The organism is Kribbella aluminosa, from assembly GCF_017876295.1.
Lineage (GTDB): Bacteria > Actinomycetota > Actinomycetes > Propionibacteriales > Kribbellaceae > Kribbella > Kribbella aluminosa.
Window position 1 is genome coordinate 1,678,431 of record NZ_JAGINT010000002.1, and the last position, 23,623, is coordinate 1,702,053.

Consider the following 23,623-nt stretch of genomic DNA (forward strand, 5'->3'; position numbering starts at 1 on the left):
GCCGGCCATCCGGATCTGTCGAGGTATGCCAGCAAGACAGTGCGCTTCGACCATAGGTACGGCGAACCGGACAGTCCTGAGCGTCCTGGTGCCGATGCTCGTGCCAATGAGCTGTTCGGGTGGTCCAGCACACCGGAGGGGAAGTCGTGGCACAGGACGGGTGACGGCCACACAGTGCTGCTGGTCGACTCGGAGCTGCACCGTGAGTTCGAGCCATCTGATCTCGCTGAGAGCGATGCAGATGAGCCCTCGCATCACCCCGACGAAGCGGCTGAGAACGCACCCGACGATCGGGAGCCGGCTCTACAGGGCGTGGACGAGAATGAAGGGGCGAGTCGCGGAGATGCCTCGGTATCGCTGGTGATTCGTGGGGATGCCGCCTTGGCCGGGTTGTTGTTCGACCCGTCGAAGGGCCGTGACGAGCTTGCTGACTGCTTCCGCCCGGGCATGTACGACGTACATGGTGTTCTCGATCGGATGCCTTCGAACGAGGCAGTCGGGCTTGCGCGCACCATGCAGCGGGCGGCTGTTCTCGGGGCACGCGTCGACGTACGGGAGGACCACCCCGTACTCGCGATCCGGTGGGACGCCCGCGATGCGGCCGCGTTGACAGATGGCGACGCACTCGCGGCGTTCCTCGACCGAGCAACCATCCCGGAGGGCGGGAACCGGTCGTTGCCGGCTCCAGATGCGTCGACCGAGCTCGCGGAAGACCCGTGGGCGGATCCCGAGACGCGTCGGGCCTGGGTCGATGAACGGCTTGCTGATCCGAAGCACACGAAGGCGGTCACGTCGGACGAGCCGTGGGCGCGCTATCAGCGGGCGCGGGTCGGAGATGTCGAGGTGGAACTTGCGACGGCCGAACCTGGCAGCACGATCTGGGCCGACGGTCTGGAGGTCGACCCGGACACCGTGGTCGTGGTGGAGGTGAAATACGTGATGCGACCTGATCGGAGCCTGTACGAGGGCAAGGTCCCGGCACGCATGCTCGAGGTGATGTTGCATCCGTTCGATGACGAGATGGAGCGGTATGCGAGTGTTGTTCAGCACAATGCGAACCCGGTCGAGAGGATCAGACTTGTGACGAGTACCGATGCCGCGGCGCGTTTCCTCGGAGAACGCGCCCGGAAGATCCTTGGCCAGGGCATCGATCTCGATGTCCAGGTCTGGTCGGAGGAGGAACGCTGATGCCGAACATCATCATCTTGTCGCCCGACGAGGACGGCTTCGACCTGTCCAAGGAGCGCTTCGAGGAAGCAGTCGTCACGGGCTTCGGGCCGGGTGTGACCTCGCTGGTCCAGCGGGCCGGCGACGAGTCGCCCGTGGATGTCGCGGCGCGCGTGGACCGCCCCGGTGAGCCGGCGTTCCAGATCTTCCACTTCCGCACCCGCGACGGCATCTCCACCGACGGCACTGCCGAACAGGCGGCGGAAGTCATGCTGTGGGTTCGATCTGTCCTGCCTGCGGATCCGGCAGGCCGGATCTGGGCTGTCGACGAGGCCTACAACGGCCACGTCGAGCTGATGCCAGGCATGACCTCCGACGACATCAGGTCGGGCTGGATCGATCACGCGGAGAATCCGCCGGATTAGGCGCATTCACCTCTCGGCCGAGTTGGTTCATCGGCAATCTCGGCTGCGGCCTACGGGTGATCGGTCTCGCGGGCGCGGAGCGGGTAGGTGCCGGCGGTGAGGGTTTGGTACGAACGCCGTACGATCGCCTCGAGTACGTCGAGGTCGACGTCGGTGAGGTCCTTGAGATAAAGGCATCCGACGCCTGTCGTGTGCGGTCCGAGCTTGTCCAGTAGGTCGGAGTGCGCGCCGACGCCGTCCGCGAGGTACACCGTGGTGGCGGCCGATCGGGCGGCGAACCCGGCTGCGGCGCTGTCACCCTCACGGCCGCTCACGTACTTGTAGTGGTAGGTGCCGAAGGCAACCAGTCCGGACCGGATGCGCGGCTCCTCGCCGGTGGCGCGATTGATCAGTTCGAGCATCGTCTCGGCGTCCCGGCGGCGCTTCGGCGATTTGATCCTGGCGAGGTACGCGGCGATGTCCGTGCTGGTCATGCCGGCATCGTCCCATTCGCTGCTGGAGGCTGAACAGACCGGCAGACGGTGATGCCGAGGAGGCAGGTCCAGATGGTGAACGGATCGAGCGCGAGTCGTTCGAGGAGGCCGAACGCTTGGGGAGGAAACCGGAGGGCGAACAGCACGGTCCCGGCGATGCCCACGATGCCGATGACGACCGACGATGCTGCGAGTACGGGGCGCCACTGATGGATGGCTATGCCGAACAGGAGCGGCGCGACGACGGCAGGAAGCTGTAGCAGCGCCCCGGCGCCGTGTGCGATGGGGGCGGTGTCGGACGGGGCGAGACCTACGAGAACACCGCCGATCCCGCCCAGGATCGCGCCGATGAGTGCCGCGCTCGTCAGTCGTCCGGTCGGCCAGGCGCGCCAGGTCAGGACCGATCCGAGGGCGGTCAACGTGCCGACAATCACGAATCCGGCGTTCATCACGAGATGCAGGGGTGAGCAGACGCGTACCTCACGGCTGGGAAACGGGTTGTACGGCCCGCAGTGGGTGACACCCAGGTCGCTGATTGTGTTGTCCAGCAACGAATACGGCCCGGGCCAGGCCAGCGCCACCACAAGCTGGACGGGGAAGTAGACGACCGTCAGAACCCACGCGACGCCACCCATCCGGACGTCCGGGCCACCTGCCGGCATACGTATCACCTGTCCATGGGGGCATGACGGACGGCAAAGGTCAACGGTACGGCGGTACTCGAGCGGCCATCCCAGCTCGATCGCTGTAAAAGCGTGCTGTAGGCGGACCAGGTTTGTGAGCCACTTCGGAGACGGTTCCGCAGGAAGGCACGGGCGCTGCGGGTTGCATCCCCATGGCGGGGTGTGTTCCCCGGTTCCACATGCAGACCAGGCTCCCGGCAAAGGGCCTGGGCACCTCAACCGGCCAGGACGCCAAGTCATTCACACCGGCCCGAGCCGCCACAGCCATCCGGGCCGGAGTCGCCGCCATCCTCACCGCCCACACCGGCATCGTCATCCAACTGCCCTGACGGCGAACGTGGTCACAGCGCACCGCGGCCCGATTGGCAGTTGAGGTGAGTGCGAACAGGCGTCTCCACGAACGCACCGCCGTCGGCGTACGTGCTGGTCGCCGGGTGAGCACGTCCCAGCACGAGGTCGCGTGCTGACTGATTGGGGAGTCCTGGATACGGAGTTCTGGGTTCTGTGCTGTTCCGGGAGGAGCGACCCTCGGACGGGTGAACCGAGTTCGGGTGACGGTGGACGACCTTCGGGGGGCCGTCGAGACTGATATACGGCGGAACTGGTCGGATGCGGCTTGGTGCCGGTGGCTCGACGCTGCCGCGGTTCTCCGTGATCAGTCGTTTCGCAATATCGTTCTGATCAAGCTGCAGATGCCGGGCGCCGAGTGGGTTGACGGGCGCCAGGGATGGCAGCGCAGAGGTCGTCGCATCGCACGTGGCGCCTCCGGGATCAGAATCATTGCCCCGGCGCCTGAGCGGGAGTGTTCAGCAGGGCCTGTGCAGGGACATGGCGTCGCGACTGTGTGGGATGTCAGCCAAACTGACGGCCGGCCACTCCAGCTGACGACAGGCAGACAGGCACAGGATGTCTTCGCCGCGCTGGAGCAGGTGGCAATCGCCGGAGGCTATCGGGTCGATCGTGGGCGGTTGGTGTCGGACTCGGGTGGCGCAGAGACTCTTCACCGAGGCCGACGGATCGTTGTCGCGGACGACCTCGACGTGCCGATGGCGACGATGGCTCTGGCCCATGAGTTGGCTCATCACAGGATGCACAAGCGGTCTCGTGAATCGAGCTGCCACGGTATCGCCCGGCTGGAAGCGTCATCAGTTGCATTCATGCTCGCCTCCCGCCTTGGCTGCTTACCTGATCAACCGACGACCGACCTCATCGCCACAACCGCGGGCATCGTCGGCAGGACCCCACCCGTTCGGCAGGTCGAGACCCTGGGCGGCCGGGTCGTAGCCGCCGCGAACCGTTTGTACGACGCGGTGGACCGCTACTTGTCGCCGCCGCAGATGCGTCCAGGCGCTCCGGCTGTCGCCTTCCCCGAGCTGGCCACTCACTCGCCTGGCGCGGAGGTTGCAGAGAGGGGACTCGAGCCATGAGCGATGCCGGGGCCAGCTGACGATCTGCTCCTTCGGTGGACCGCGGACTCCCGGAATTCGTGTTCCGGGTTCTGGCCGCGGTCCGACGCAAAGACGCTTACTCGAAGACGTTGCCGTCAGCAACGCGGGCACGAGGAGGCGGGATGCAGCCAGAGTCCGGACCAACGCCGCCGGAAGGGACTGCCGGAGAGGACGGACAGGACCAAGTCGGACCTCTGAGGTGGTCGATCCGGAGGGCTATTGACCTGCTGGATGAGGGAATCGACCGGATGGGCCAGCAACTCGCTCGATCTGCCGGCCTGTGGGATGACTCGCCGGCTGAGATGAAGCTGCCCTCGGATTTGCCCGAGAAGCCCCTGCGCGGACGGCGTGATCCAGTCGATGGCCATAGTCCGCCGATGGAGTACGAGGCGAACAACCTGCCCGGCGGCCCCGAAATGCCTTGATTGCGTGTGGCGGTGATGGGCGATGAGCTGTGATGATCACCGGTTGGTCGCGGCACATGTCGCGGCAGGCCAGTTCTTCCGTGAGCAGTTGCTGCAGTCTCGAGCCGGTTGGGCCACTGCGCACCTAACTCAGCGTGGGCTTGAGCATCTGGTGAGGACGACATCGCACTGGAATGTCGGCTACGCACCTGACGGCTGGTCGCGCTTGGTCGACCACCTCAGATCCCGCGGTTTCGACGACGAGACCTTGCTGGCCTCTGGGCTGGCAAAAGCGACCAAGAACGGATATCTGATTGATCGGTTCCGTGATCGGATCATGTTCCCTGCTTGGGATTCAGGGCAGATGCTTGTCGGATTCGTCGGACGCTCACGTGGCGGCCGGCCGAAGTACCTGAACTCGCCGACGACGCGCATCTATCGGAAGTCAGACACGCTCGTCGGCCTCGCCGAGCAGCGTGATCTCTTGGAGGGCAGCGCAACTCCCGTCGTCGTTGAAGGGCCAATGGACGCCGCGGCCGTTGATCAATTGAGTCGGCTCACGTCTCACGGGTGGGCAGGACTCGCAGTATGCGGGACGGCGCTGTCGTATGGCCAAGCCACGATGGTCCGCCAGTACTCGGATGGTGACACCGTGATCGTCGCGGTGGATTCGGATAGTGCCGGCCGCACTGCTGCGCTGAGGTGGCTCGATCATCTGTCGACGTTCTTCAAGCGTGTGCAGGTGGCTGAGTTGCCGTCAGGGCACGATCCGTCCTCGCTGCTTGCGACACCGGATCGGTTGTTCGAGGCGCTGAGCTCGGCTAGGCCGCTTGCTGAGTTGGCGATTGAGGTCGAGATGGCTCGGTGGTCGCGGATCCTCGATCACATCAGCGGACGAGTGAATGCGCTGCGCCGGGTTGCTCCATTGGTTGCGAGGTTGCCGCAGGACCGAGTGGCTGCGCAGGTGGTGGAGCTCGCAGAACTGCTGCAGCTCGATCGGGAGATCGTCTCCCGAGAGGTGGTCGAGACCCTTGATCGGCCAGTTCGTCGACGCGTTCCCGACTCGCCAACGGACCCACCTGCTGGCCTCGGGGCACCTGGAAACTCACCGACTCCCTGATGTGGAGATCGGGGTTCTTTGTCCGGGCGTCGGAGACCACCTTCGTAGCCAACGAGTTGTTGGTCTACGGAGGTTGTGATGAATGCTGTGTCATCGGATTCCGAGAATGCGCTGATCAGTGGTGAACGTCAACGAATGATGGTGGCGAACATGGCTGCTGCCAGGTTCTACCGTCGAGAGTTGCTCAGGGCAAACGTTGGCTGGCCGGTGGATCAGGTCCGGGATCGCGGCGTCGGCGAGGTACTGCGGGTGGATTCGCCGTGGCGGATCGGGTATGCGCCCGACGCGTTCACGCTACTCACTAGTCACATGCGTGAGCAGGGTTACGACTTCCGCACGTTGATCAGAGCCGGTCTGTCCGAATGGACCGAGGAAGGTACGGCGGTTGATGTCTTTCGCAATCAACTGATGATGCTCACCCGGGACGAGCGTCTTGACCCCGTCGGATTCGTCGGCGTCGGACCCGGAGCCAAGCCGGAGTACACGGCGTCGCCGACAACGTTGATTCATCGCCCGTCGAATGCCCTGGCCGGGATCGAGGAACAGATAGACATCCTGACAGACGGAGCCTTTGTTGTAGTCGTCAACGATCCGTTGGATGCGGTCGCGATCGAGAACCTCGGTCGGTTGGCGGGTGAGCGTTGGGCCGGCATTCCGATGTGCGGCGCGCAGATGTCGTCGGCGCAGGCGAAGACCTTGTACCGCTACACCGTCACGGACACGGTGATCGTCGCCCTGGATGGCGACCAGGAGTGGCGTCGTACGGCGATCGCCTCGCACCCGGACCTGTCGTACTTCTACAAACGGGTCCGCGCGGTCGAGATCCCTGATGGTCAGAGCGCGTCGAGTCTGCTGAAGACCGAGAACGGACCTCGACGCCTCTACGACGCGATGGTCTCGACGCGCCCATTGGAGGACTACAAGCCGAGTCGTCAGCAATTGCCGGAGCTAGACGATCCGAGCCCGTCGCCGACCGGCCCGTCCCTGTGACGGAATCCAGGACTCCGGGAGTTCGTGATCGGGGTTCAGATCAATCCCGTGTCCACCGAGATTGGTGCCGACAGCAAGCGTTAGCACTTGGGCCGACGCCCGAGGCTTCGGGAAACGGAGTGAGCCAGTGACTGAAGACCTTCAGGCGCTCCTGGCCGACGCAGTGGACTCAGGATGGGCGGAGGAGCCTTCGAAGCAGCTCGCCGCTGCCATCGAGGTCCGTATCGTTGCGGAGTTGCCCAGCCGGCTCCGGGCCGCCCTGGGCAACGACGAGGCAGCGCAGATGGCCCGAGTCGTGGCATGGGAACGGTGCCGGCGGTTGGCCGAGAGGCTCCCAGCCAGTCAGGTGACCTGGGGATATCTGGCGAACATGGTGCGGTGGCGGCTGGCCGACGTTGTACGCCAGGAAGCGAGACGACGACAAAGGCATCCGTTGCTGGACTACGTACCCGATTCCGAAGAACCAAGCCTGCTGGCGGACTTAGGGCCGATGCTGGACCGCGTTGGAATGCGCTTGGAGAACGCTGGGCTGCCGGTCGGCGAAGTACGGCGGCGGTTGGTCGTTGCGGCCGATGGGCCTGGTTTCTCCAAGCACGCGATCGCAGGACGGCTGCGGGCCGTCGGCGTACCCAAGGATCAGGCCGAAGGGTTGGCTTGGCTGCTGCACAACGGCTCGATCCGCACGTCGGCGCTCTCGCGTCTCGCAGGTGGGCAGTCACCGGATTCGGTGTTCGCAGACCCCGCCGTACGGCAATGGATCGACCAAGCGGTCGGGAGGTTACCTCGGACGTCCTACCGGTCCAGAAGGTTCGGTCGGCCGCCGGGTGCGTCGTGGCATGACGGTCTCGGACTGGGACTCGTTCTCGCCGCATGATCCGAAGTTACTCGGGGGTCATGAGGGCCCAAACGTTGAGCTTCCATGAACAACCTCGAGAGGCGTCCACGCCGCCGGAGCTGGCTGGTTCGGTACTACTTCGCTCAGTTCCGCTTCTACCTGCGCTTGCAGGCCGCGGTCCGCATCATTCCGGCGCCCATCGCGCGCGCACTCATCGGCCGGCTCCAGCCGGCAAAGTCACGAAGGGAACTCTGACATGCGTCGAGTCATGAGCTCGAAGCTCGCCGTCCCGCTCGTCATCCTCGTCCTGCTCGTCATCGTGGTCCTGGCCCTGGTGATCGGTTGGCGAGGCACCCCTGAGGTGGCTGGTGGCGAGTCCGGACGGTCCAGCACTGGCGAGGTGACGGGTACATCGACCCCCGGCCCGGCGCCGTTGTCGGCTTGGGTACGGCCGGCCACGACGGACCCGGTGCGGTATGCGGCCGCGTTCGGTACGACGATCTGGACCTACGACACGGCAGCGCACAGCTACGCCCAGTGGCAGAACGTCGTCTCGTCCTTCGCTGACTCGTTGGATGCGCCGGACTCCGCCGTCGTCGCTCGAAGCATGCTGCCGTATGCGAGCCAATGGGAGGCTTTGAAGGCCCATGGCGCACGGGCCGCGGTCCGAAACGTGACGGCCGCAGCGACACCTGAGCTGCAGGCCTTGGCGCGGGATCCCAGAGCGCCAAAGGGCTGGCACGCCGTTCTCGTCCGCGGAACGCAGGACAACGTGCTGGACGGAGCGAAGACAACGACTGATCGGCATGTGACTGTCGGGGTGATTTGCCGACCGCAGTGCACGTTCTGGTCGGCCACCAACGAACTGCCGCAGTGATCATCAAGCTCGTCGCCGTCGGGTCGCTTCTCGCGACAGCGACCGGTCTGGTGGCTCCGCTCGTCATCGTGGCCAAAGGGTCGGATGCCTGCGAGGCACGCCAGACCGTCGGCACCGTCAGCCTCGATGCCGAGCAGGCGTCCAACCTGGCGTTGGTCGTCGGCGTCGGCGAGCGCTATGGGGCGGGCGAGAAGGGCGAGGTCATCGCGGTCATGGCGGCCATGACCGAGTCGTCGCTACGGAACACAGACCACGGGGATAGGGCCGGTCCGGACTCGCGTGGTCTGTTCCAGCAGCGGGATGGCTGGGGACTGGTTGATGTACGCATGGACCCGGCGGGCGCTGCGGGACTGTTCTATGCCGCCCTCGCGAATGTTCCTGGCTGGACGTCGTTGGAGCCGTGGATGGCCGCGCAGGCGGTGCAGCGCTCAGCGTTCGCAGACGGTGCCAACTACCGCAGCAACTACGACGCGGCCGTACGGCTGGTTGGTGCGACACCGGAGGTCGGCGCCTGCGGCAGCTGGGGAGCTGGCGACACACGACAGCTTCCCGGTGCCGACCTCGCCGTTCGGCGAGCACTCGACCTTGTCGGTAGCCGCGGCTACTACCAGTTATGCGCTCGCTTGGCGTCGAACATCTGGAGCCGTCCGCACTCCGGCTACTACTCGGCGACCGAGCAGTGGGCGCAGATGGTCAGGAGTGGCAACGCCCACCCTGATGACCGCCGGCCGCCGATCGGCGCGCTGATGTTCTGGTCGACCCAAGGACCGTACGGGCACGTCGCGGTGTACGTCGGAAACGGCCAAATCGTTTCGAACGACATCGGTGACCGCGTGCCAGGCCAGGGCGGTGTGTACCTCGTCGGCGTCGAGTCGATCGAAAGGCAATGGGGCGCTACCTACCTGGGCTGGGCGCCACCGATCTATCCCATCTCCTAACAATCCAGTGGTGCTGTCCGGCGCCAGGAGGCAACCCATGCTCAGCTTCTTCCAACTCCAAGACCCCGGCGTGAGTCCCAACGCGAACGGCCTCCCCGGTCTCCCAGCACTCCGGCAGATTGTCGGTGCGCTGCAGACCTTCAGCCTTGTCGTTTGCGTGGCAGCCTTCGTGATCTCCGCCGTCGCGTGGGCGATGGGCAGCCTCGGTAGCAACTCGCACTACGCGGGGCGAGGCAAGATCGGCTGCCTCGTGGCAGCAGGCGCGGCGGTTCTGATCGCCTCGGCGAACCCGATCATCCGCTTCTTCAGCGGTATCCAGATCGGTTAGGGGCGGCGCAATGGCGTGGAGCGATTGTCTTCTCAGCCCGATCGGTTGTGCCGTCGGTGATCTGGGCAACAAGGCAGCCAACTCGGTATGGGACTCGTTCGTCAGATGGGCAGCGACCGGGATGTCTGATTTGTCGGTGAACGTATTTCAGACGTTCACCACGAGTACGTCGCCTCGGTTCGACCAGGCGTGGTGGCGCGAGAACCTGGACCTGATGATCGGGCTGTCACTCCCGATCCTGGTGGGCGTCTTCGTCTTGCAATGCGTCTCCGCGGTGATTCGCCGCGAGCCTGGGCGACTCGGGCACGCGGTCGTCGGAGCCTTGCTAGGGACGGCCGGCGTCCCAGTGGCGGTCGCTGTTGTTGCGGCCTGCGGGCGAGCGGTCGACCAGATCTCGACAGGAATCCTCGCCCAGCATGTCGCCACCGACGGCATCAAGAGGATGACCGACATCACGGTCTTCCTGACCGCGCCGACGATGGGCGGCATCCTTCTCCTGGCCCTCCAGCTCGGACTGCTGGCGATCTTCTCGCTGTACTTCGTCATGCTGGTCCGCGACGTCGCACTGATTGCGTTCGTCGTGTTCGCACCGGTGGCGATGGTCAGCTGGACCTGGTCCGCTACCCGGCACTGGCTACGGCGCTGGATCGAGATCGTCGGCGCGCTGTTGTTCTCGAAGATCGCGATGGCGCTCATCTTCACCCTTGGCTTCGCGGCTGTAGGGGCGCCTGGAAAGGAGGATGCCCCGAACATCGGCACCTTCATGGCCGGCGTCCTGCTGGTCGCCATGGCGGCCTTCGCGCCGCTGGCCACCTACTCGTTCATTCACTGGGCGGGCGATCAGGGCCAGGTAGCGACGCGCATGCTGCAGCAGGGAACTGCCGGAGTCGGAGCGGGCAAGGATCAACTCGAACGCCTCCAGCAATGGACTGCAGGAGATTTCAGCGGGTCGGACAAGGACGAGGAGTCACCGGTCGCGAGCAGCGATCAAGATCCCGATGGGGACTCGACCAATGATGCGACGGAGCACTCCGATCAGGTCACGGATCCGGTCAGTTCGGCAGATTCGTCGGCCGACGTGGACTCGACGACTCCACCTGCGCCGTCGGCGCCGACGGCAGATTCGGACTCGGGGAGCACCGTGATCGCAGTTGCTACCAGCGAGGTCTCTATCGATGGCGAATCGAGCGGACCGGGCGAAGGCTCTACCTCGACACCGGAGAAGGGGGACTGAGGATGTCCAACGCACTGTCCGCACGGTTCCCACGACCACAGCGGAACTCGCTGCTGCTGGGGCTGCGACCGATTCAGGTAGCGCTGGTGATCGTCGGTATTGTCTCGTCGTTGACCGCGCTGCTGGCAGGTTGGCCGGCGGTGCTGCGTACGGCTGGGATGACCACGACCGTCGCTTGCGCAGTCACCGCGTTCGGACGGTTCGAGGGTCTGCCGGCGTACCGATGGATCGTCCTGCGCGCAGCCCATATGGTTCGTGGATTGCGCAAGAACCAGTCGTACCGGGCCAACCTGCTGACACCACGGCGGACCGGATCCCTGCAACTGCCGGGCGAATCCAGCCCGCTGCGGATCCTGGACACCCGATCGTCCATTGGTGCGGTACATGATCCGCATCGCAGACGTCTGATCGCGGTTGCGAAGATCGAGGGACCGGCGCATCTGCTCCAGAACTCCGACGAACAGGACCGGCGCGTTGCGGCGTACGGTCGGATGATCGCTGGCCTGTGCCAGAGCAACCGGATCGCCCGCGCGCAGATACTCGAGCGAACGATCCCGGACCCGGGCGACGGTCTCGGTGATTGGGCGCGTAAGCGCGGTCTGGATGCATCCAGCGGTGCCGGGGGGATCTACCGGGACCTGCTGCAGCATGCAGCACCGGCCGCAGCGAGGCACGAGACCCTGTTCAGCTTCGCCTTGAACCTGGACGCGGTGTCGAAGGAGGTTCGCAAATACGGCGGGGGACTAGCCGGCGCCATGGCAGTTCTGGACTCGGAGTCACGCGCCTTTCAGACCTCGTTCTCCGCTGCAGGGGTTGCAGGCGTCTGGTTGAACGCGGGTGACCTGGCGGCTAGTCTTCGGGTCGCCTTCGACCCCGCCGCGACGCGGACGGTCATGGGCCAGATCGACCCTGCGGATGCGGCTCCTCTGGCCGTCGACGCTGCCTGGGACCATCTGCGCACCGACTCGTCGTTCCATCGGGTGTATGTCGTGACCGAATGGCCCCGGCTCCGGGCGACGCCGTCGTTCCTGAGTCCACTTCTGCTCCGGCCGGGGATTCGGCGGACGTTCTCCCTCGTGCTGCAACCGGTCCCTATCGGCAAGGCGCTGCGTGACGCCCGTCGTCACCAGGTCGAGCGGGTCACCGACCGATCGACGCGCAAGCGTGTCGGGCAGATGGAGACCGAGGAAGACCGTCAGCTCGACGCGGACGTTGCTCAACGGGAGAAGGACCTTGCCGCCGGCCACGGCGACGTGCGCTGGATCGGACTGATAGCGGTGTCGGCGGACACCGAGGATGCCCTCGACGAGGCATGCACCGAGATCGAGATCGCCGCATCCCAGGCGTTGCTGGACGTACGGCGCCTGGTCGGGCAGCAGGTTGAAGGGTTCCTCGCCGCGGCGCTGCCCTTCGGGGTGGGACTCGGATGAGACCGAGCACAGGGTGGTTCGAACCCACCGAGACAGACCGGCGAACCAGGCGAGCCAATCGTCGCGCGAGCCGAGCGCCGCAGCGCCGTACGACGCCTGCCAAGCCGACACAGCATCCGGCAGAGCAGATCCCAGCTGAGAACGCCCGTCTGCGTCGAAGGCTCCCACTACTCGTCGACAATCATCGCGCGACCACGAGGATCCTTCGGATCGCCTACCCGTTCCTCGCCGAAGGAGGACTGGGTGCCAACGGCACCTACATCGGCAACGACGTCTTCAGCGGCGGATCGTTCGTCTACGACCCGTGGGAGCTCTACCAGTCTCGTGTCATCACCAATCCCAACGTGCTTCTGGCGGGGGTCATCGGGAGTGGCAAGTCGTCAACGGCCAAGGCTTTGATCACCCGATCCATCGCGCTCGGCCATCGAGCCTATGTGCCATGCGACCCGAAGGGGGAGTGGACCGCTGTTGCAGAGTCCGTCGGGGGATCGGTCATCAAGCTCGGGCCGGGGCTGTCGACGAGGCTGAACCCCCTGGATGCCGGAAGCCGTCCGGGTGGAGTTGCAGACGAGGACTGGGATCGAATCGTTCGGTCGCGTAGACGCGCCTTGTTGGGCACGCTGGCCGAGTCCACGCTCGGTCGGCCACTGTCCGCGGTAGAGCACACCGCGCTCGATCTGGCCGTCGACCGAGCGTCCCGAATTCCGGTGCCGACGATCCCCGATGTTGTAGAGGCATTGTTCGCGCCCGAGTTGGATGCCGGCACGTCAGAGGCTGACAGCCGAGAGCTTGCACACGCGATCCGGCGGCTTGTGCATGGGGATCTCGCGGGTATGTTCGACGGCCCGTCGACAACGCGGTTCGACCCGTCGCTCCCGATGGTGACGCTCGACTCGTCCTGGATCGGTGCCGGTGGCAATGATCAGGCGCTGCGCCTGACGCTCGCATGTGCCTCGTCGTGGCTGGAGGCGGCGGTCACCGACCCTGCTGGGGGGAAGCGCTTCATCGTGTACGACGAAGGGTGGCGTGTCATGCGCGATCCTGCCCTGCTGCGTCGCATGCAGGAGCAGTGGAAACTCTCGCGTGCGTGGGGTGTCTCCAACATCCTGATCGTCCACCGTCTATCTGACCTAGCCGCAGTAGGCGATCTGGGGTCGGAAGCCAGAGCTCTCGCGGAAGGCCTGCTGGCTGACTGCTCCACTCGGGTCATGTTGCGGCAGGAGCCGGACCAGCTCGCTCGTACGGCGACCCTCCTCGGACTCACAGACGTCGAGATGTCCACCATCGCGAAGCTCCCGAAGGGGCGTGCGTTGTGGCGACTCCCGAGCCGATCGTTCGTCGTACAACTCGTTCGGCACGCACGCGAAGCGCAGCTATTCGACACCGACGGAAGGATGTGACATGGACACCGGTGGACGGTCTCCCAGAGATCTGTCGGACATGGTGATCGTCGGCGGGGTGCTACTGCTGTGCAGTGCCGGCATCCTCTACCTCGCTGGTGGACTCAGCAGCCTCCTTACGACGCACGAGTGGATACGCACTCCCTGGATCGGTGCAATGAAGGTCGTTGCCGAGCCCAATGACCCGGCGCGAGCGTTCGGACTGCCTGCACACGCATTCCCTGCCGGGCTCTATTGGATCGTCCTTGCCGTGCTACTGATGATCCCGATCGGAGGTGGGGCTGTCGTCCACTACGCGTGGGCGAGACGACAAGCTGGTGGAGCGCGTCGAGCCAAGTCGGTAGCCAAGCGTCCTGGGCTCGCGACGGCCGCGGACGTCGAGGCGGCTGTCGGGCGGCGGCAGGTACTGCGCCGCGGCCGGTCCGCGCGCCCTGCAGCACGGCGGCCGGAACCGTCAGACGTCGGACGGTACCTGGGACGATCGCACGGGCGCGAATGCTGGGCATCCGTCGAGGACTCCGAGATCGCACTCGGACCGCCGCGCTCCGGCAAAGGTCTCCACCAGATCATCGGCGCCATCATCGACGCACCCGGTGCAGTCGTCACAACGTCCACCCGTCCGGACAATCTTGTCGCCACGGTCGAACTACGGCGAACTCGTGGACCCGTCGCGATCTTCGATCCGCAAGGCCTCGGGCAGGTCGACGGCATCCGCTGGTCGCCGGTCCGTGGCTGCGAGAACCCGACCACAGCCATCGTCCGTGCCAGCGGACTGGCAGCCGGCGCAGGATTCACCAAGGGCGGCGTGTCCGACGGCGCGTTCTGGCATGGACAAACGGAAATGGCCCTGCGCGGGCTCCTGCACGCGGCGGCGATCGACGGTGCCGGTGTAGCGCAGCTCTACCGCTGGAGCCTCGAGCCGGCCTCAGCCATTGAGGCGGTCACCATCCTCAACCGGTCGATCGATGCCGCCGAAGGCTGGGGCGACACCCTTGACGGAATCGTCCGGATGGACGGTCGAACCCGAGACGCCGTCTGGGCAGGCGTGCGTTCCGCACTCTCCGCGCTTGCCGATCCCGCCGTACGCAAGTCGTTCGATCCGGCCGAGGGCGAAGGTCTCGATCCCAAGACGTTCCTCGCCAACCGGGGCACTATCTATCTCCTCGGAACCGGCATCGGCGCGAGCGCCACGTCCGCGTTCATTGCGGCTCTTCTGGAAGACATCACCGAGACCGCACGCCAGCTTGCGGCCGGCAATCCGGGCGGTCGCCTCGAGCCGCCTCTGGCCATGATCCTCGACGAGATCGCGAACCTGTGCGCCGTACCGTCCTTGCCGTCTCTGATGGCCGACGGCGGCGGCTCCGGAATCTCGACCCTCGTCGTCATCCAGTCTCTGGCCCAGGCACGAGACAAATGGGGTGAGCAGGCAGCCGCCGCAATGTGGGACGCCGCGACGCTCCGCCTCATCCTTGGCGGTTCCGCTCAACCGCGGGACCTACAGGACCTCGCCGCGGTCTGCGGCGACCGTGACGAAGAGGTCCGCAACTGGAGCCGCGGGCCTGACGGCAAGCGCACTATCTCCACCAGTACACGTCGCATCCCGATCCTCCCACCCGATGTGATCCGAACCCTCCCACTCGGCACCGGCATCCTCCTCGCCCGCACCGCCCCACCAATCCTCCTGAACATGACCCCATGGCCAGCCCGCCCCGACGCAGACCAGATCCACGCCAGCATCGCGCAATCGACCCGCCGCAGAAGGCAACCCGAATGACCCCACGCGACGACCTCCTCAAGTCCTTCGACCTCCCCACCAACGATCCGTTCATCATCTGCTGGCGAGACCTCGACCCAGCCACCGCCACCGAGGAACTCGAGCGACTCGCCGCTTGGATCGAATGGCTGGCAGGCCGCTACAACCTCGACCACAAAGTCATCCCACCCTGCTGGTCACACCACGGCGCCCTCACCGAAGAACTCTCCGCCCTCCGCACCCTCTGGGAAGCCTCCTACCTCGAAGACGCCGCCCCCTCCAGCCCACTCGCCTTCCACCGCGAACTAGACCTAGCGCTGCGCCGCCTCCGCGAATGGACCTCCCGCCTCGGCTGCTCCCGCACAGAACATCGGCCCGAGGCCTGAGTAGCAGATCCCGTCCGTACTCATCGCTCGCTGCTGCAGACGTCGACTGCGCCAAGCGCTCATCCACCACGAGTTCGAACCAGGCCACCAGAGTGCGCTGCCGCATATTTCCGAGGCTAGACCTGAACCGGAGGATGCTCTGGCCGTCGACAGCATCCCGTCGGAACCTCAGCGACCGCGGGCCGTAAGCCAACCGGACCCAGGGACCAGAACCCACAATTCGGGCTCGGGAAGCAGGTCACGGGGTGGATGCGCCGGGCCGACTGCTGTCAAGGATTGCATTAATACCCAATGTATTTATGTCCGATGTAAATGGTCTCCGACATCGGAAGAATATCTATGGCGCAAGAATGATGCAGCTTGTTGCAATCGATGTAACGTTCAAAGCATCTGCTGCGATGTAGCGGTCACTGGCCCAGCCCGATGACCCGCCTAGTTGTCGGTGCCTGTCCCCGGGCCGGCGTTAGGTGGGTTTGTCATGCCTGGTTCTCGGCGTGCCCGAATGCGGTGGCTGTCGCGTGCTGTTGCGGCTGTGGTGTCGTTCTCGTTGCTGGCGACTGCCTTAGAGGCGCATGAGCCTGCGGTTGCGGCTCCTGCGGCGAATCCGAAGCCGCCGGTGGCGAAGGTGGATTCGCGGCCGGACCTGGTGTCGGCGGTGATATCGGCGCGATCCCAGGGCTCGAAGGTCGAAGTCGAGTCCATGCGCTCGGAGACCTCGACGACGTGGGCGAATCCGGACGGCACGATGACCACCGAGGCGCATGCCGCGCCGGTCCGGTTCAAGGACGCCAAGGGCGGATGGCAATCGATTGATCTGACGTTGGCGAAGGGGGCCGACGGGATGGTCGCGCCGCGAGGCCACGGCTACGGTCTGCAGCTGGGGAAGCGGAACGCGGCAGTCGGTGGTGTGTTCGCGTCGGCGACCGCGGGCACGGGCCGCCAGGTGGAGTGGATGGCGCCGTGGAAGCTGCCCGAGCCGAGCGTCGACGGGACACAGGCGACGTATGCCGAGGTGCAGCCGGGCGTTGATCTGAAGCTGGACGCGCGCCGTACCGGGTTTGAGACTGACCTGGTGGTCAAGGAACGGCCGGCGGCGGCGCCGGTGTGGCGGATTCCGTTGCGTACCAAGGGTTTGACGGCCCGGCAGAACGCCGACGGCGCGATCGAGTTCGTGGACGCGAGGAACGTGGTGCGGTCGCGGATCCCGGTGGGACAGATGTGGGACGCGGTCCTGGACGAGCACACGCAGATGCCGGTGAACAACGTGCCGGTGAAGATGTCGGTGGAGCAGGCTTCGGCGGGGAAGGCGACGCTGGTGATCGCGCCGGACGCGGCCTGGCTGATGGATCCGGCGCGGGTGTTCCCGGTGACGGTGGACCCGACGTACGCGGTGTCGACGACGCTGCCGAGTTTCGACACGTGGGTGCAGTCCGCCTACCCCGATGACCTGTCGGGGACGATTGATCTGCGGGTCGGGATGAACGGGACGAAGACGGAGCGGACGTTCATGAATTTCGCGACCGCCCTGTTCAAGGGCAAGGACGTGGTGTCGTCGTTCCTGTCGGTGTGGCAGTACGGCGGCGTCTCCTGTACGCCGACGGTCGTCAACGTGCGGGCGGTGCAGCCGGTGTCGACGGCCACCCGCTGGTCCAACCAGCCCACGCTGGGGTCGGTGTACGGGTCGCTGAACGCCACCAAGGGATTCTCGTCGGCGTGCCCAGGTGGGCGGATCGAGATCCCGATGACCAGCCTCGCTCAGGCGTGGTCGAACGCCGCGTACGACACCGGTGGTTTGGCTTTGGTGGCGGCGAACGAGGCCGATGTGAACTCGTGGAAGCGGTTCTACGCCTCGGGCGGGCCGGCGGATCCGTACATCTCGTTCACCTGGAACCGGACCCCGAACGCACCGGCGTCGGTGGAGACGACCGAAGCGGCGGCGTTCGCTGCGCCGGGCGATTCGACGTCGTACATGTACTCGGGGAGTCTGCGGCCGTGGGTGCGGACGAAGGCGACCGACCCGGACGGCAACACGGTCAAGTACGTATTCGAGTTCATGACCGGCTCGAACACGGTCGTGGGCACGTGTACGTCGTCGGTGTACGCGTCCGGTACGACGGCGGGCTGCCGCCCGTTGAGTGATCTGCCGGACAACACCCAGTTGTACATCCGTGCGAAGGCGAACGACGGCCGCGTCGACGGCCCTTGGACGAGCTACCAGACACGGCTGCGCACCGGTGCGGCGCCGCCGGCGACACCGAAGGTGGTGTGCCCGGCGCCGTATGACGTGAACAACACCTGGACCGACGCGACCCCGACAGCGGATGTGAAATGCACGGTGACTGCGATGGGGACTGGGTACAGCGCGCCGGGTTACCTGTGGATGTTCATCGACGGCAAACGTCCGCCGTCGAACGATGTCAGCGGCGCGGTCAAGGTCACGCCCTCGAGTGACCCCGCGGTGGCGAAGTACGAGGTGACGTTCAAGGCCGGCGACAAGGGCCTGCACACCATCGTCGCCGAGGCGCAGACGCCGGGCGGCAACTACTCCTCGACGGCGACCCAGCGCCTCGGCTGGGGCAGCGCCTCCATGTCCTCGCCGCCGGCCGACCAGCGGATCACGACCGCGGACACGATCCCGATCGTCGCCGCCGGGCCGCCGAAGGGCAGTGCGCCGTCGGTGTCGGCGAAGATCAAGTGGCGGGTGTCCGGGTACGGCGGCGCGGACGACCTGGTCGGCTGGAACGACGGGGCCGATCTTCCCGTGGTCGATAACGGGACCGGTGGGGTCCTGGTGAACACGACCTGGGACACCAACAACGCCAAGGTAGACGCCTTCCTGGATTCCGACCCTGATGCCGAGGGCATCCAGCCCACGACGCTGAACCAGCGGGTGCCGGTCAAGCTCGACGTGCAGGTCTGCTTCACCTACAACCAGACCGTGCAATGCACCTGGTCGGAATCACCAGGCACGACGATCCAGCGGCTGCCGCACGCGTTTGGTGACGGGTACCCCACCGCCGAGGCCGGTCCCGGCCAGGTCGCGCTGTCCACGGGCGAGCTCAACGTCTCCGCCACGGACATCTCGGTCCCGGGCTACACCGGTGACCTGACCATCTCCCGGTCGCACATGACCTACGAGACACCCCGGACCCCGGTCTACAACGTGTTCGGCGACGGCTGGAGCACCCAGTTCGACGGTGCCGAATCCGGTGCCGCCGGCAAACAGGTCATCGACTCCACCCGCCTCGACGGAACCATCGTCTTGATGGACGGCGACGGCACGACCCTCATCTACCAGGCGCCTAACGGTCAGCGGCGCACAACCGCCGCGTTTACCACCGGTGACTGGGTCCCGGTCGACGACGACACGACGCAGGACGGTTCTCGGCTGACCGTGACGGGCTCGGGTGCGTCGACGGTCCTGTCTTACACCGAAGACGACGGCACCGTGACGACCTGGAGCCTGCTCACCGCACCTGCCGTGGGCAAGGACGCGGAATTCCGGCCAGCTGGGATCTCCGAGCCCGGGGTCGCGGGCAAGACCACGTTCTCCTACGACGGCACCGGCCGGGTCGTGCGCATCATCGCGCCCGCGCCGCCTGACGTGATGTGTGGCACCTACGACCCGAACAGCCCGCTGTCCGGGATGAACCCCGGCTGTCGCGCGCTGCGGTTCAGCTACACCACCATCGGCTCGACCAAGGTCCGGATCAGCCAGGCCTGGCTGGACATCTACAACCCCGACAAGACCGTCAGCGGCCAGCCGGCGCCGGGGATGGATTCGATCCAGGTCGCCGCTTACACCTACGACCCGACCACGGCCATGCTGAGCAAGGTCACCGACCCGCGCTCGGGGTTGTCGACGGAGTACACCTACGACGGCGCCAATCACCTGACTTCGATCAAGTCTGCCGGACAGGTCCCGTACCAGTTCATCTACATCACCGCCGACAACCGCCAGAAGCTCGACACCGTCACGCGTGCACGTCCCGCCGGCGACCCGACGGGCGGCACCGCGACGCTGGGCAAGTACGTGTACGACGCGCCGCTGTCCGGCGCCGGCCTGCCCGATCTGACCTCGTCGACGGTCGCGAAGTGGAACCAGAAGACCGTCCCCACACATGGGTACGCGGTCTTCGGACCCGACCATGTCCGGTCCGGTGCACCGACCGCTGACGACTGGCAGTACGCCGACCTGCAGTACACCGACGCAGCCAACTACACCGTCAACACCGCCAAGTACGGCGCAGGGAACTGGCAATACACCGCCACCGACTACAACGACCAAGGCAACCCAGTCCGTCAACTCGACGAACGAGCCCTGCGCGCGGTCATCGACACAGGCGCGGCCGCGGACCAACTCGCCACCACCACCGTCTACAACCCCGACATCAAGAGCACAGCAGGCGACACCGTCCTCACCCCGGCCGGCACCCTGGTGACCGACACCTACGGACCCGCCCGCTGGGCCGCGCTGAAGAACGGGACGATCGCCTGGGTCCGGCCGCACACCCACACCGAATTCGACAAAAAGGCCCCGAACGGCGGGATCAACCCGGACACCTCGCTGCCGTACCGGTTGGCCACGACCGAGACATCGTGGGTCAATGACCCCGGTACCGGAGGCGACCTCGAGAAGACCGGTCAAACCCTGACCGACTACAACGCGCCCGTCCAAGGCGATGCGGACGGCTGGAGCCGCAGCCTGCCCGGCAAAACCATCACCGATGTCGACTTCTCCGGCGACCAAAGCACCGGCGACATCGTCAAACTCACCCGCTACGACGCCGAAGGCAGAGTCGTAGAAACTAGGCAGCCGGGCTCCACCGGCGCGGATGCCGGTACGACGAAGACCGTCTACTACACCGCCGCCGCGAACACCAACTTTCCGGACTGCGGCGTGAAGCCCGAATTGGCCGGTTTGGGCTGCACGACCTATCCAGCCGCCCAACCCGCATCTCCCTCGACGCTGCCGTCCAGCACTACCAAGGCCTTCACATACCTACTCGCACCAAAGGTTGTGGAGGAGAAGTCAGGCACCGTTGTACGTACCACTAGAACGACCTACCTGCCCGATGGACGCACGAACTCGATCGCGGGTGCGACCGCGGGCCTGCCCGGGACGACACCCAACACCAAGAAGGCCGTCACCTACGACCCTGCGACCGGCCAAGCCACGAAGATCGAGGCACGCAACAGCGACGGCACTGTCGCCGGCGCCATCACCATCGGCTACGACGGCTGGGGCCGCCAGATCTCATACCAGCCGTCCGGTGAGACCGCGACGAGCACCGTCTACAACGCAGCTGGCTTGGTCGCCGCGGTAGTTGACCCGAACGGCACTACGGCGTACACCTATGGCGGCACTGACGCCGTCGGCAGGACCGAACGTCGAAACGTCGTCACCAAAGCCGAGGTCACCACCGCTGGCTCCACCTGGACGTCCACAGGTGCGTATGACGTCGCCGGCGCACCGATCGTGCAGGAGCTGCCCGGAGGCGTCACGCAGTACAACGACATCAACGACGCCGGTGAGCCCATCGGGCTGCGCTACAACGGTCAGGTCACGACCATCAACCCCGATGGCACGACCACAGTCGACCCGAACGGAGCCTGGCTGTCCTGGTCGCTGCAGAACGACGTCACCGGCCGGGTCACCCACGAATGGACCCCAGACGGCAACGCGTTCACTGCGCCGACCGGCGGCGCCATCCCGTACGACCGCCGCTACACCTACGACAACGCCGGCCGCCTTACCCAGGTCAACGACCGCACCGCCGCTTCGTCCGGCGTCGATGTCACCGACCCCGCCCAGATCCCGGCGTGCGTCACCCGCACATACGGCTTCGACGCCAGCGACAACCGGCTGACCAAGTCCACCGCCCCTGCCGCCGCGGACGGCTCGTGCAGCACCTCCGGCGCCGCCACGGTGACCCGCGCCTTTGATACCGCCGACCGACCAATCGCCGGAGCCAACGGCGCTGGCACCTACGCCTACGATGCTCTCGGCCGCACCACCACACTCCCCGCCTCAGACGCGCCACAACCGGCGGTCGCCAACATCACCCTCGCCTATTACGACAACGACCTCGCTCGCGCCATCACCAACGCAGGTACTACCACGACCTTCAGCCTCGACGCGTTCGACCGGCGCTCCACCGAGACACTTACGGACTCCGGAAGCACGACCGAGACAGTCCGGCACTACACCGACACCTCCGATAACCCCACCTGGGTCACCGAGGGCTCCACGACCCTGCGCTACGCCAAGCTCATCGTCGACGAGCTCTCCCTCACCATCGACCAGAGTGGTGCAGCGGAGCTGAGGCTCTCCAACCCCCACGGCGACATCGTGACCACGGTCGACCTGCCGGCCGCCACGAGCTCAGCGACGACGATCAACGGCTGGACCAACTACGACGAGTACGGCGAGCACACGAACGGCGGCGCGTCGTCCGAGCCCGTGGCATACGGTTGGATCGGCATAAAGCAGCGCGAAGCCTCAACGGGATCACTGATCCTGATGGGCAAGCGGATCTACAACCCGGCAACAGGTCTCTTCACCTCCGACGACCCGATCCCAGGTGGTAATGCGAACCGATACGCCTATCCAGCGGATCCCGTAAATCAGGTGGACCTGACAGGCTGTTGCAAGGAAGGCCGCATCATTGAGCAATGGTGGCTGGAACACTGGGAGGCCGGCCCCTGGCGGACGGTGGTCTCCGTGGGGGGCAAGATTTCCTGGGCAATGATTGGCGTCCAGGGACTAAAGGCAGATTTAGGTGCGATATTCTATAATATCGATGGCCTCATGATGCAGATGCGATTCCGAGTCTGGCCGTCCGTAATCTGTCGAAGAAATAATTGGGTCTTTTACGGGAAGAACGTCTATCTTGGGTATGTGCAAGCTCGATTCAAGGTTCATTACAACCTACTATGGATCCATCGCTGGAGTGGCTCTTCGCGATGGTATAGGTGGACCTAGTGAGTGAAGATGCCGTGAAGTTTGTGCCGACCTCACTGGTCTTATGGTCGCTCGTTGCGTGCGGCACCAGCCTTGGATTGGTGTTAAAAGCCGTCCTCCTGGAGGCAGGAACTCTGAGCTCTGGGGCTCGGCGACTAACGATCGTCTCGTCCGGCGTGATGCTGGGCCTGTGCGTTCTTGTGGCCGTAGCGAGCATCGCTACATATGAAAAAGGTCTGAGCCGTTACCTCGGCCTTATAACTCTCGCACTCGTAGTGGTCGACCTTGTGTGCCTGATTCTGGGGATCTTCAGATTGGCGTTCGTGCTCTCCGACACACCGCTCCTGTTGATCTCCATCCTGGCAGCTCGAAAGATTCTCAAAATTCGCACCGATCGGCTGAATGTTGAGTAACTTGAGGTAAAGATGGTCGGCAGCGAACTAGTGCCCTCAGTCGGTAGTTCGGGTGCAGTAGGCGGCGAGGGTGTCGAGGATCTGGTCTGCGGCCTTGGTCCAGACGAAGGGTATGGGGTATTCGGGCTCTTCGCAGCTGAGGGGGTAGCGCCGGTCGGCGCTACCCCCTCAACTGCGAAGAGCCCTATTCAGTCGGGGAGTTGGGCAACAGCCCGTTCAAGGGCCGTGTCGCCCGGGATGACGATCCCGCACAGGTCGCACAGCTCTGGCTCGAACCCGGCCCAATGGTTGCAGGTTCGAAGAAGCTCTTGAATGCGAAACGCCTGACGTGCCACGGCCCCGACCGCCCTCGGCG

At 65.4% G+C, this 23,623-nt stretch carries 19 protein-coding genes; 17 read left to right on the forward strand and 2 right to left on the reverse strand.

Annotation, left to right across the window (positions count from 1 at the left end; genetic code table 11):
• The first annotated feature begins 360 nt into the window (after positions 1 to 360).
• Together JOF29_RS29445 and JOF29_RS29450 are read left to right on the forward strand one after the other, a co-directional pair.
• Positions 361 to 1,188, forward strand: coding sequence for a restriction endonuclease fold toxin-2 domain-containing protein (locus JOF29_RS29445; protein ID WP_209697660.1), 828 nt, complete (start codon positions 361 to 363; stop codon positions 1,186 to 1,188).
• The gene (locus tag JOF29_RS29450; RefSeq protein ID WP_209697661.1) at positions 1,188 to 1,592 is read left to right on the forward strand and encodes a hypothetical protein; all 405 of its coding nucleotides are present in this window, start codon (positions 1,188 to 1,190) and stop codon (positions 1,590 to 1,592) included. The genes JOF29_RS29445 and JOF29_RS29450 overlap by 1 nt, the downstream gene beginning before the upstream one ends.
• A 50-nt stretch (positions 1,593 to 1,642) precedes the next feature.
• Here JOF29_RS29450 and JOF29_RS29455 read toward each other — a convergent pair whose 3' ends face one another.
• Both JOF29_RS29455 and JOF29_RS29460 read right to left on the reverse strand, forming a co-directional pair.
• Positions 1,643 to 2,065, reverse strand: a complete 423-nt coding sequence (locus JOF29_RS29455; RefSeq protein WP_209697662.1) for a DUF1801 domain-containing protein — start codon at positions 2,063 to 2,065, stop codon at positions 1,643 to 1,645.
• Complete coding sequence (locus tag JOF29_RS29460; protein ID WP_209697663.1) at positions 2,062 to 2,727, reverse strand: DUF998 domain-containing protein; 666 nt, start codon at positions 2,725 to 2,727, stop codon at positions 2,062 to 2,064. The genes JOF29_RS29455 and JOF29_RS29460 overlap by 4 nt, the downstream gene beginning before the upstream one ends.
• A gap of 572 nt (positions 2,728 to 3,299) precedes the next feature.
• Between JOF29_RS29460 and JOF29_RS29465 the strand changes: the two genes are divergently transcribed.
• From JOF29_RS29465 to JOF29_RS29535, 15 genes are all read left to right on the forward strand, one after another.
• Entirely contained in the window at positions 3,300 to 4,175 is an 876-nt protein-coding gene (locus JOF29_RS29465) for a hypothetical protein (RefSeq protein ID WP_209697664.1), read from the forward strand.
• Positions 4,176 to 4,643: 468 nt separating this feature from the next.
• Positions 4,644 to 5,720 (forward strand): toprim domain-containing protein, encoded by a 1,077-nt coding sequence (locus JOF29_RS29470; protein WP_209697665.1) that lies wholly within the window; start codon positions 4,644 to 4,646, stop codon positions 5,718 to 5,720.
• Positions 5,721 to 5,870: 150 nt separating this feature from the next.
• Positions 5,871 to 6,710 (forward strand): hypothetical protein, encoded by an 840-nt coding sequence (locus JOF29_RS29475; RefSeq protein WP_209697666.1) that lies wholly within the window; start codon positions 5,871 to 5,873, stop codon positions 6,708 to 6,710.
• 127 nt (positions 6,711 to 6,837) lie between these two features.
• On the forward strand, positions 6,838 to 7,584 hold the full coding sequence (locus tag JOF29_RS29480) for a hypothetical protein (RefSeq protein ID WP_209697667.1): 747 nt from the start codon (positions 6,838 to 6,840) through the stop codon (positions 7,582 to 7,584).
• Positions 7,585 to 7,629: 45 nt separating this feature from the next.
• Positions 7,630 to 7,800 carry a hypothetical protein gene (locus JOF29_RS29485; protein WP_209697668.1) on the forward strand — a complete coding sequence of 57 codons (171 nt, stop codon included), beginning with the start codon at positions 7,630 to 7,632 and terminating at the stop codon, positions 7,798 to 7,800.
• A 1-nt stretch (position 7,801) separates the two neighbouring features.
• The gene (locus tag JOF29_RS29490; RefSeq protein WP_209697669.1) at positions 7,802 to 8,422 is read left to right on the forward strand and encodes a hypothetical protein; all 621 of its coding nucleotides are present in this window, start codon (positions 7,802 to 7,804) and stop codon (positions 8,420 to 8,422) included.
• Positions 8,419 to 9,360 carry a C40 family peptidase gene (locus tag JOF29_RS45600; protein ID WP_209697670.1) on the forward strand — a complete coding sequence of 314 codons (942 nt, stop codon included), beginning with the start codon at positions 8,419 to 8,421 and terminating at the stop codon, positions 9,358 to 9,360. The genes JOF29_RS29490 and JOF29_RS45600 overlap by 4 nt, the downstream gene beginning before the upstream one ends.
• Before the next feature lie 37 nt (positions 9,361 to 9,397).
• Positions 9,398 to 9,688: a DUF6112 family protein gene (locus tag JOF29_RS29500; RefSeq protein WP_209697671.1), complete on the forward strand. Its 291-nt coding sequence runs from the start codon at positions 9,398 to 9,400 to the stop codon at positions 9,686 to 9,688.
• 136 nt (positions 9,689 to 9,824) lie between these two features.
• Positions 9,825 to 10,922: a TrbL/VirB6 family protein gene (locus tag JOF29_RS29505; protein WP_209697672.1), complete on the forward strand. Its 1,098-nt coding sequence runs from the start codon at positions 9,825 to 9,827 to the stop codon at positions 10,920 to 10,922.
• Positions 10,923 to 10,924: 2 nt separating this feature from the next.
• On the forward strand, positions 10,925 to 12,352 hold the full coding sequence (locus JOF29_RS29510; protein ID WP_209697673.1) for an SCO6880 family protein: 1,428 nt from the start codon (positions 10,925 to 10,927) through the stop codon (positions 12,350 to 12,352).
• Positions 12,349 to 13,752 carry a putative type IV secretion/conjugal transfer ATPase gene (locus JOF29_RS29515; protein ID WP_245359580.1) on the forward strand — a complete coding sequence of 468 codons (1,404 nt, stop codon included), beginning with the start codon at positions 12,349 to 12,351 and terminating at the stop codon, positions 13,750 to 13,752. Before JOF29_RS29510 ends, JOF29_RS29515 begins: the two co-directional genes overlap by 4 nt.
• A gap of 40 nt (positions 13,753 to 13,792) precedes the next feature.
• Positions 13,793 to 15,526 (forward strand): type IV secretory system conjugative DNA transfer family protein, encoded by a 1,734-nt coding sequence (locus JOF29_RS29520; protein WP_209697674.1) that lies wholly within the window; start codon positions 13,793 to 13,795, stop codon positions 15,524 to 15,526.
• A complete protein-coding gene (locus JOF29_RS29525; protein ID WP_209697675.1) occupies positions 15,523 to 15,891 on the forward strand; it encodes a hypothetical protein in 369 nt (122 codons plus the stop codon). Before JOF29_RS29520 ends, JOF29_RS29525 begins: the two co-directional genes overlap by 4 nt.
• 478 nt (positions 15,892 to 16,369) lie before the next feature.
• Complete coding sequence (locus tag JOF29_RS29530) at positions 16,370 to 22,876, forward strand: DNRLRE domain-containing protein (protein ID WP_245359582.1); 6,507 nt, start codon at positions 16,370 to 16,372, stop codon at positions 22,874 to 22,876.
• On the forward strand, positions 22,876 to 23,268 hold the full coding sequence (locus JOF29_RS29535) for a hypothetical protein (RefSeq protein WP_209697676.1): 393 nt from the start codon (positions 22,876 to 22,878) through the stop codon (positions 23,266 to 23,268). Before JOF29_RS29530 ends, JOF29_RS29535 begins: the two co-directional genes overlap by 1 nt.
• Positions 23,269 to 23,623 lie beyond the last annotated feature (355 nt).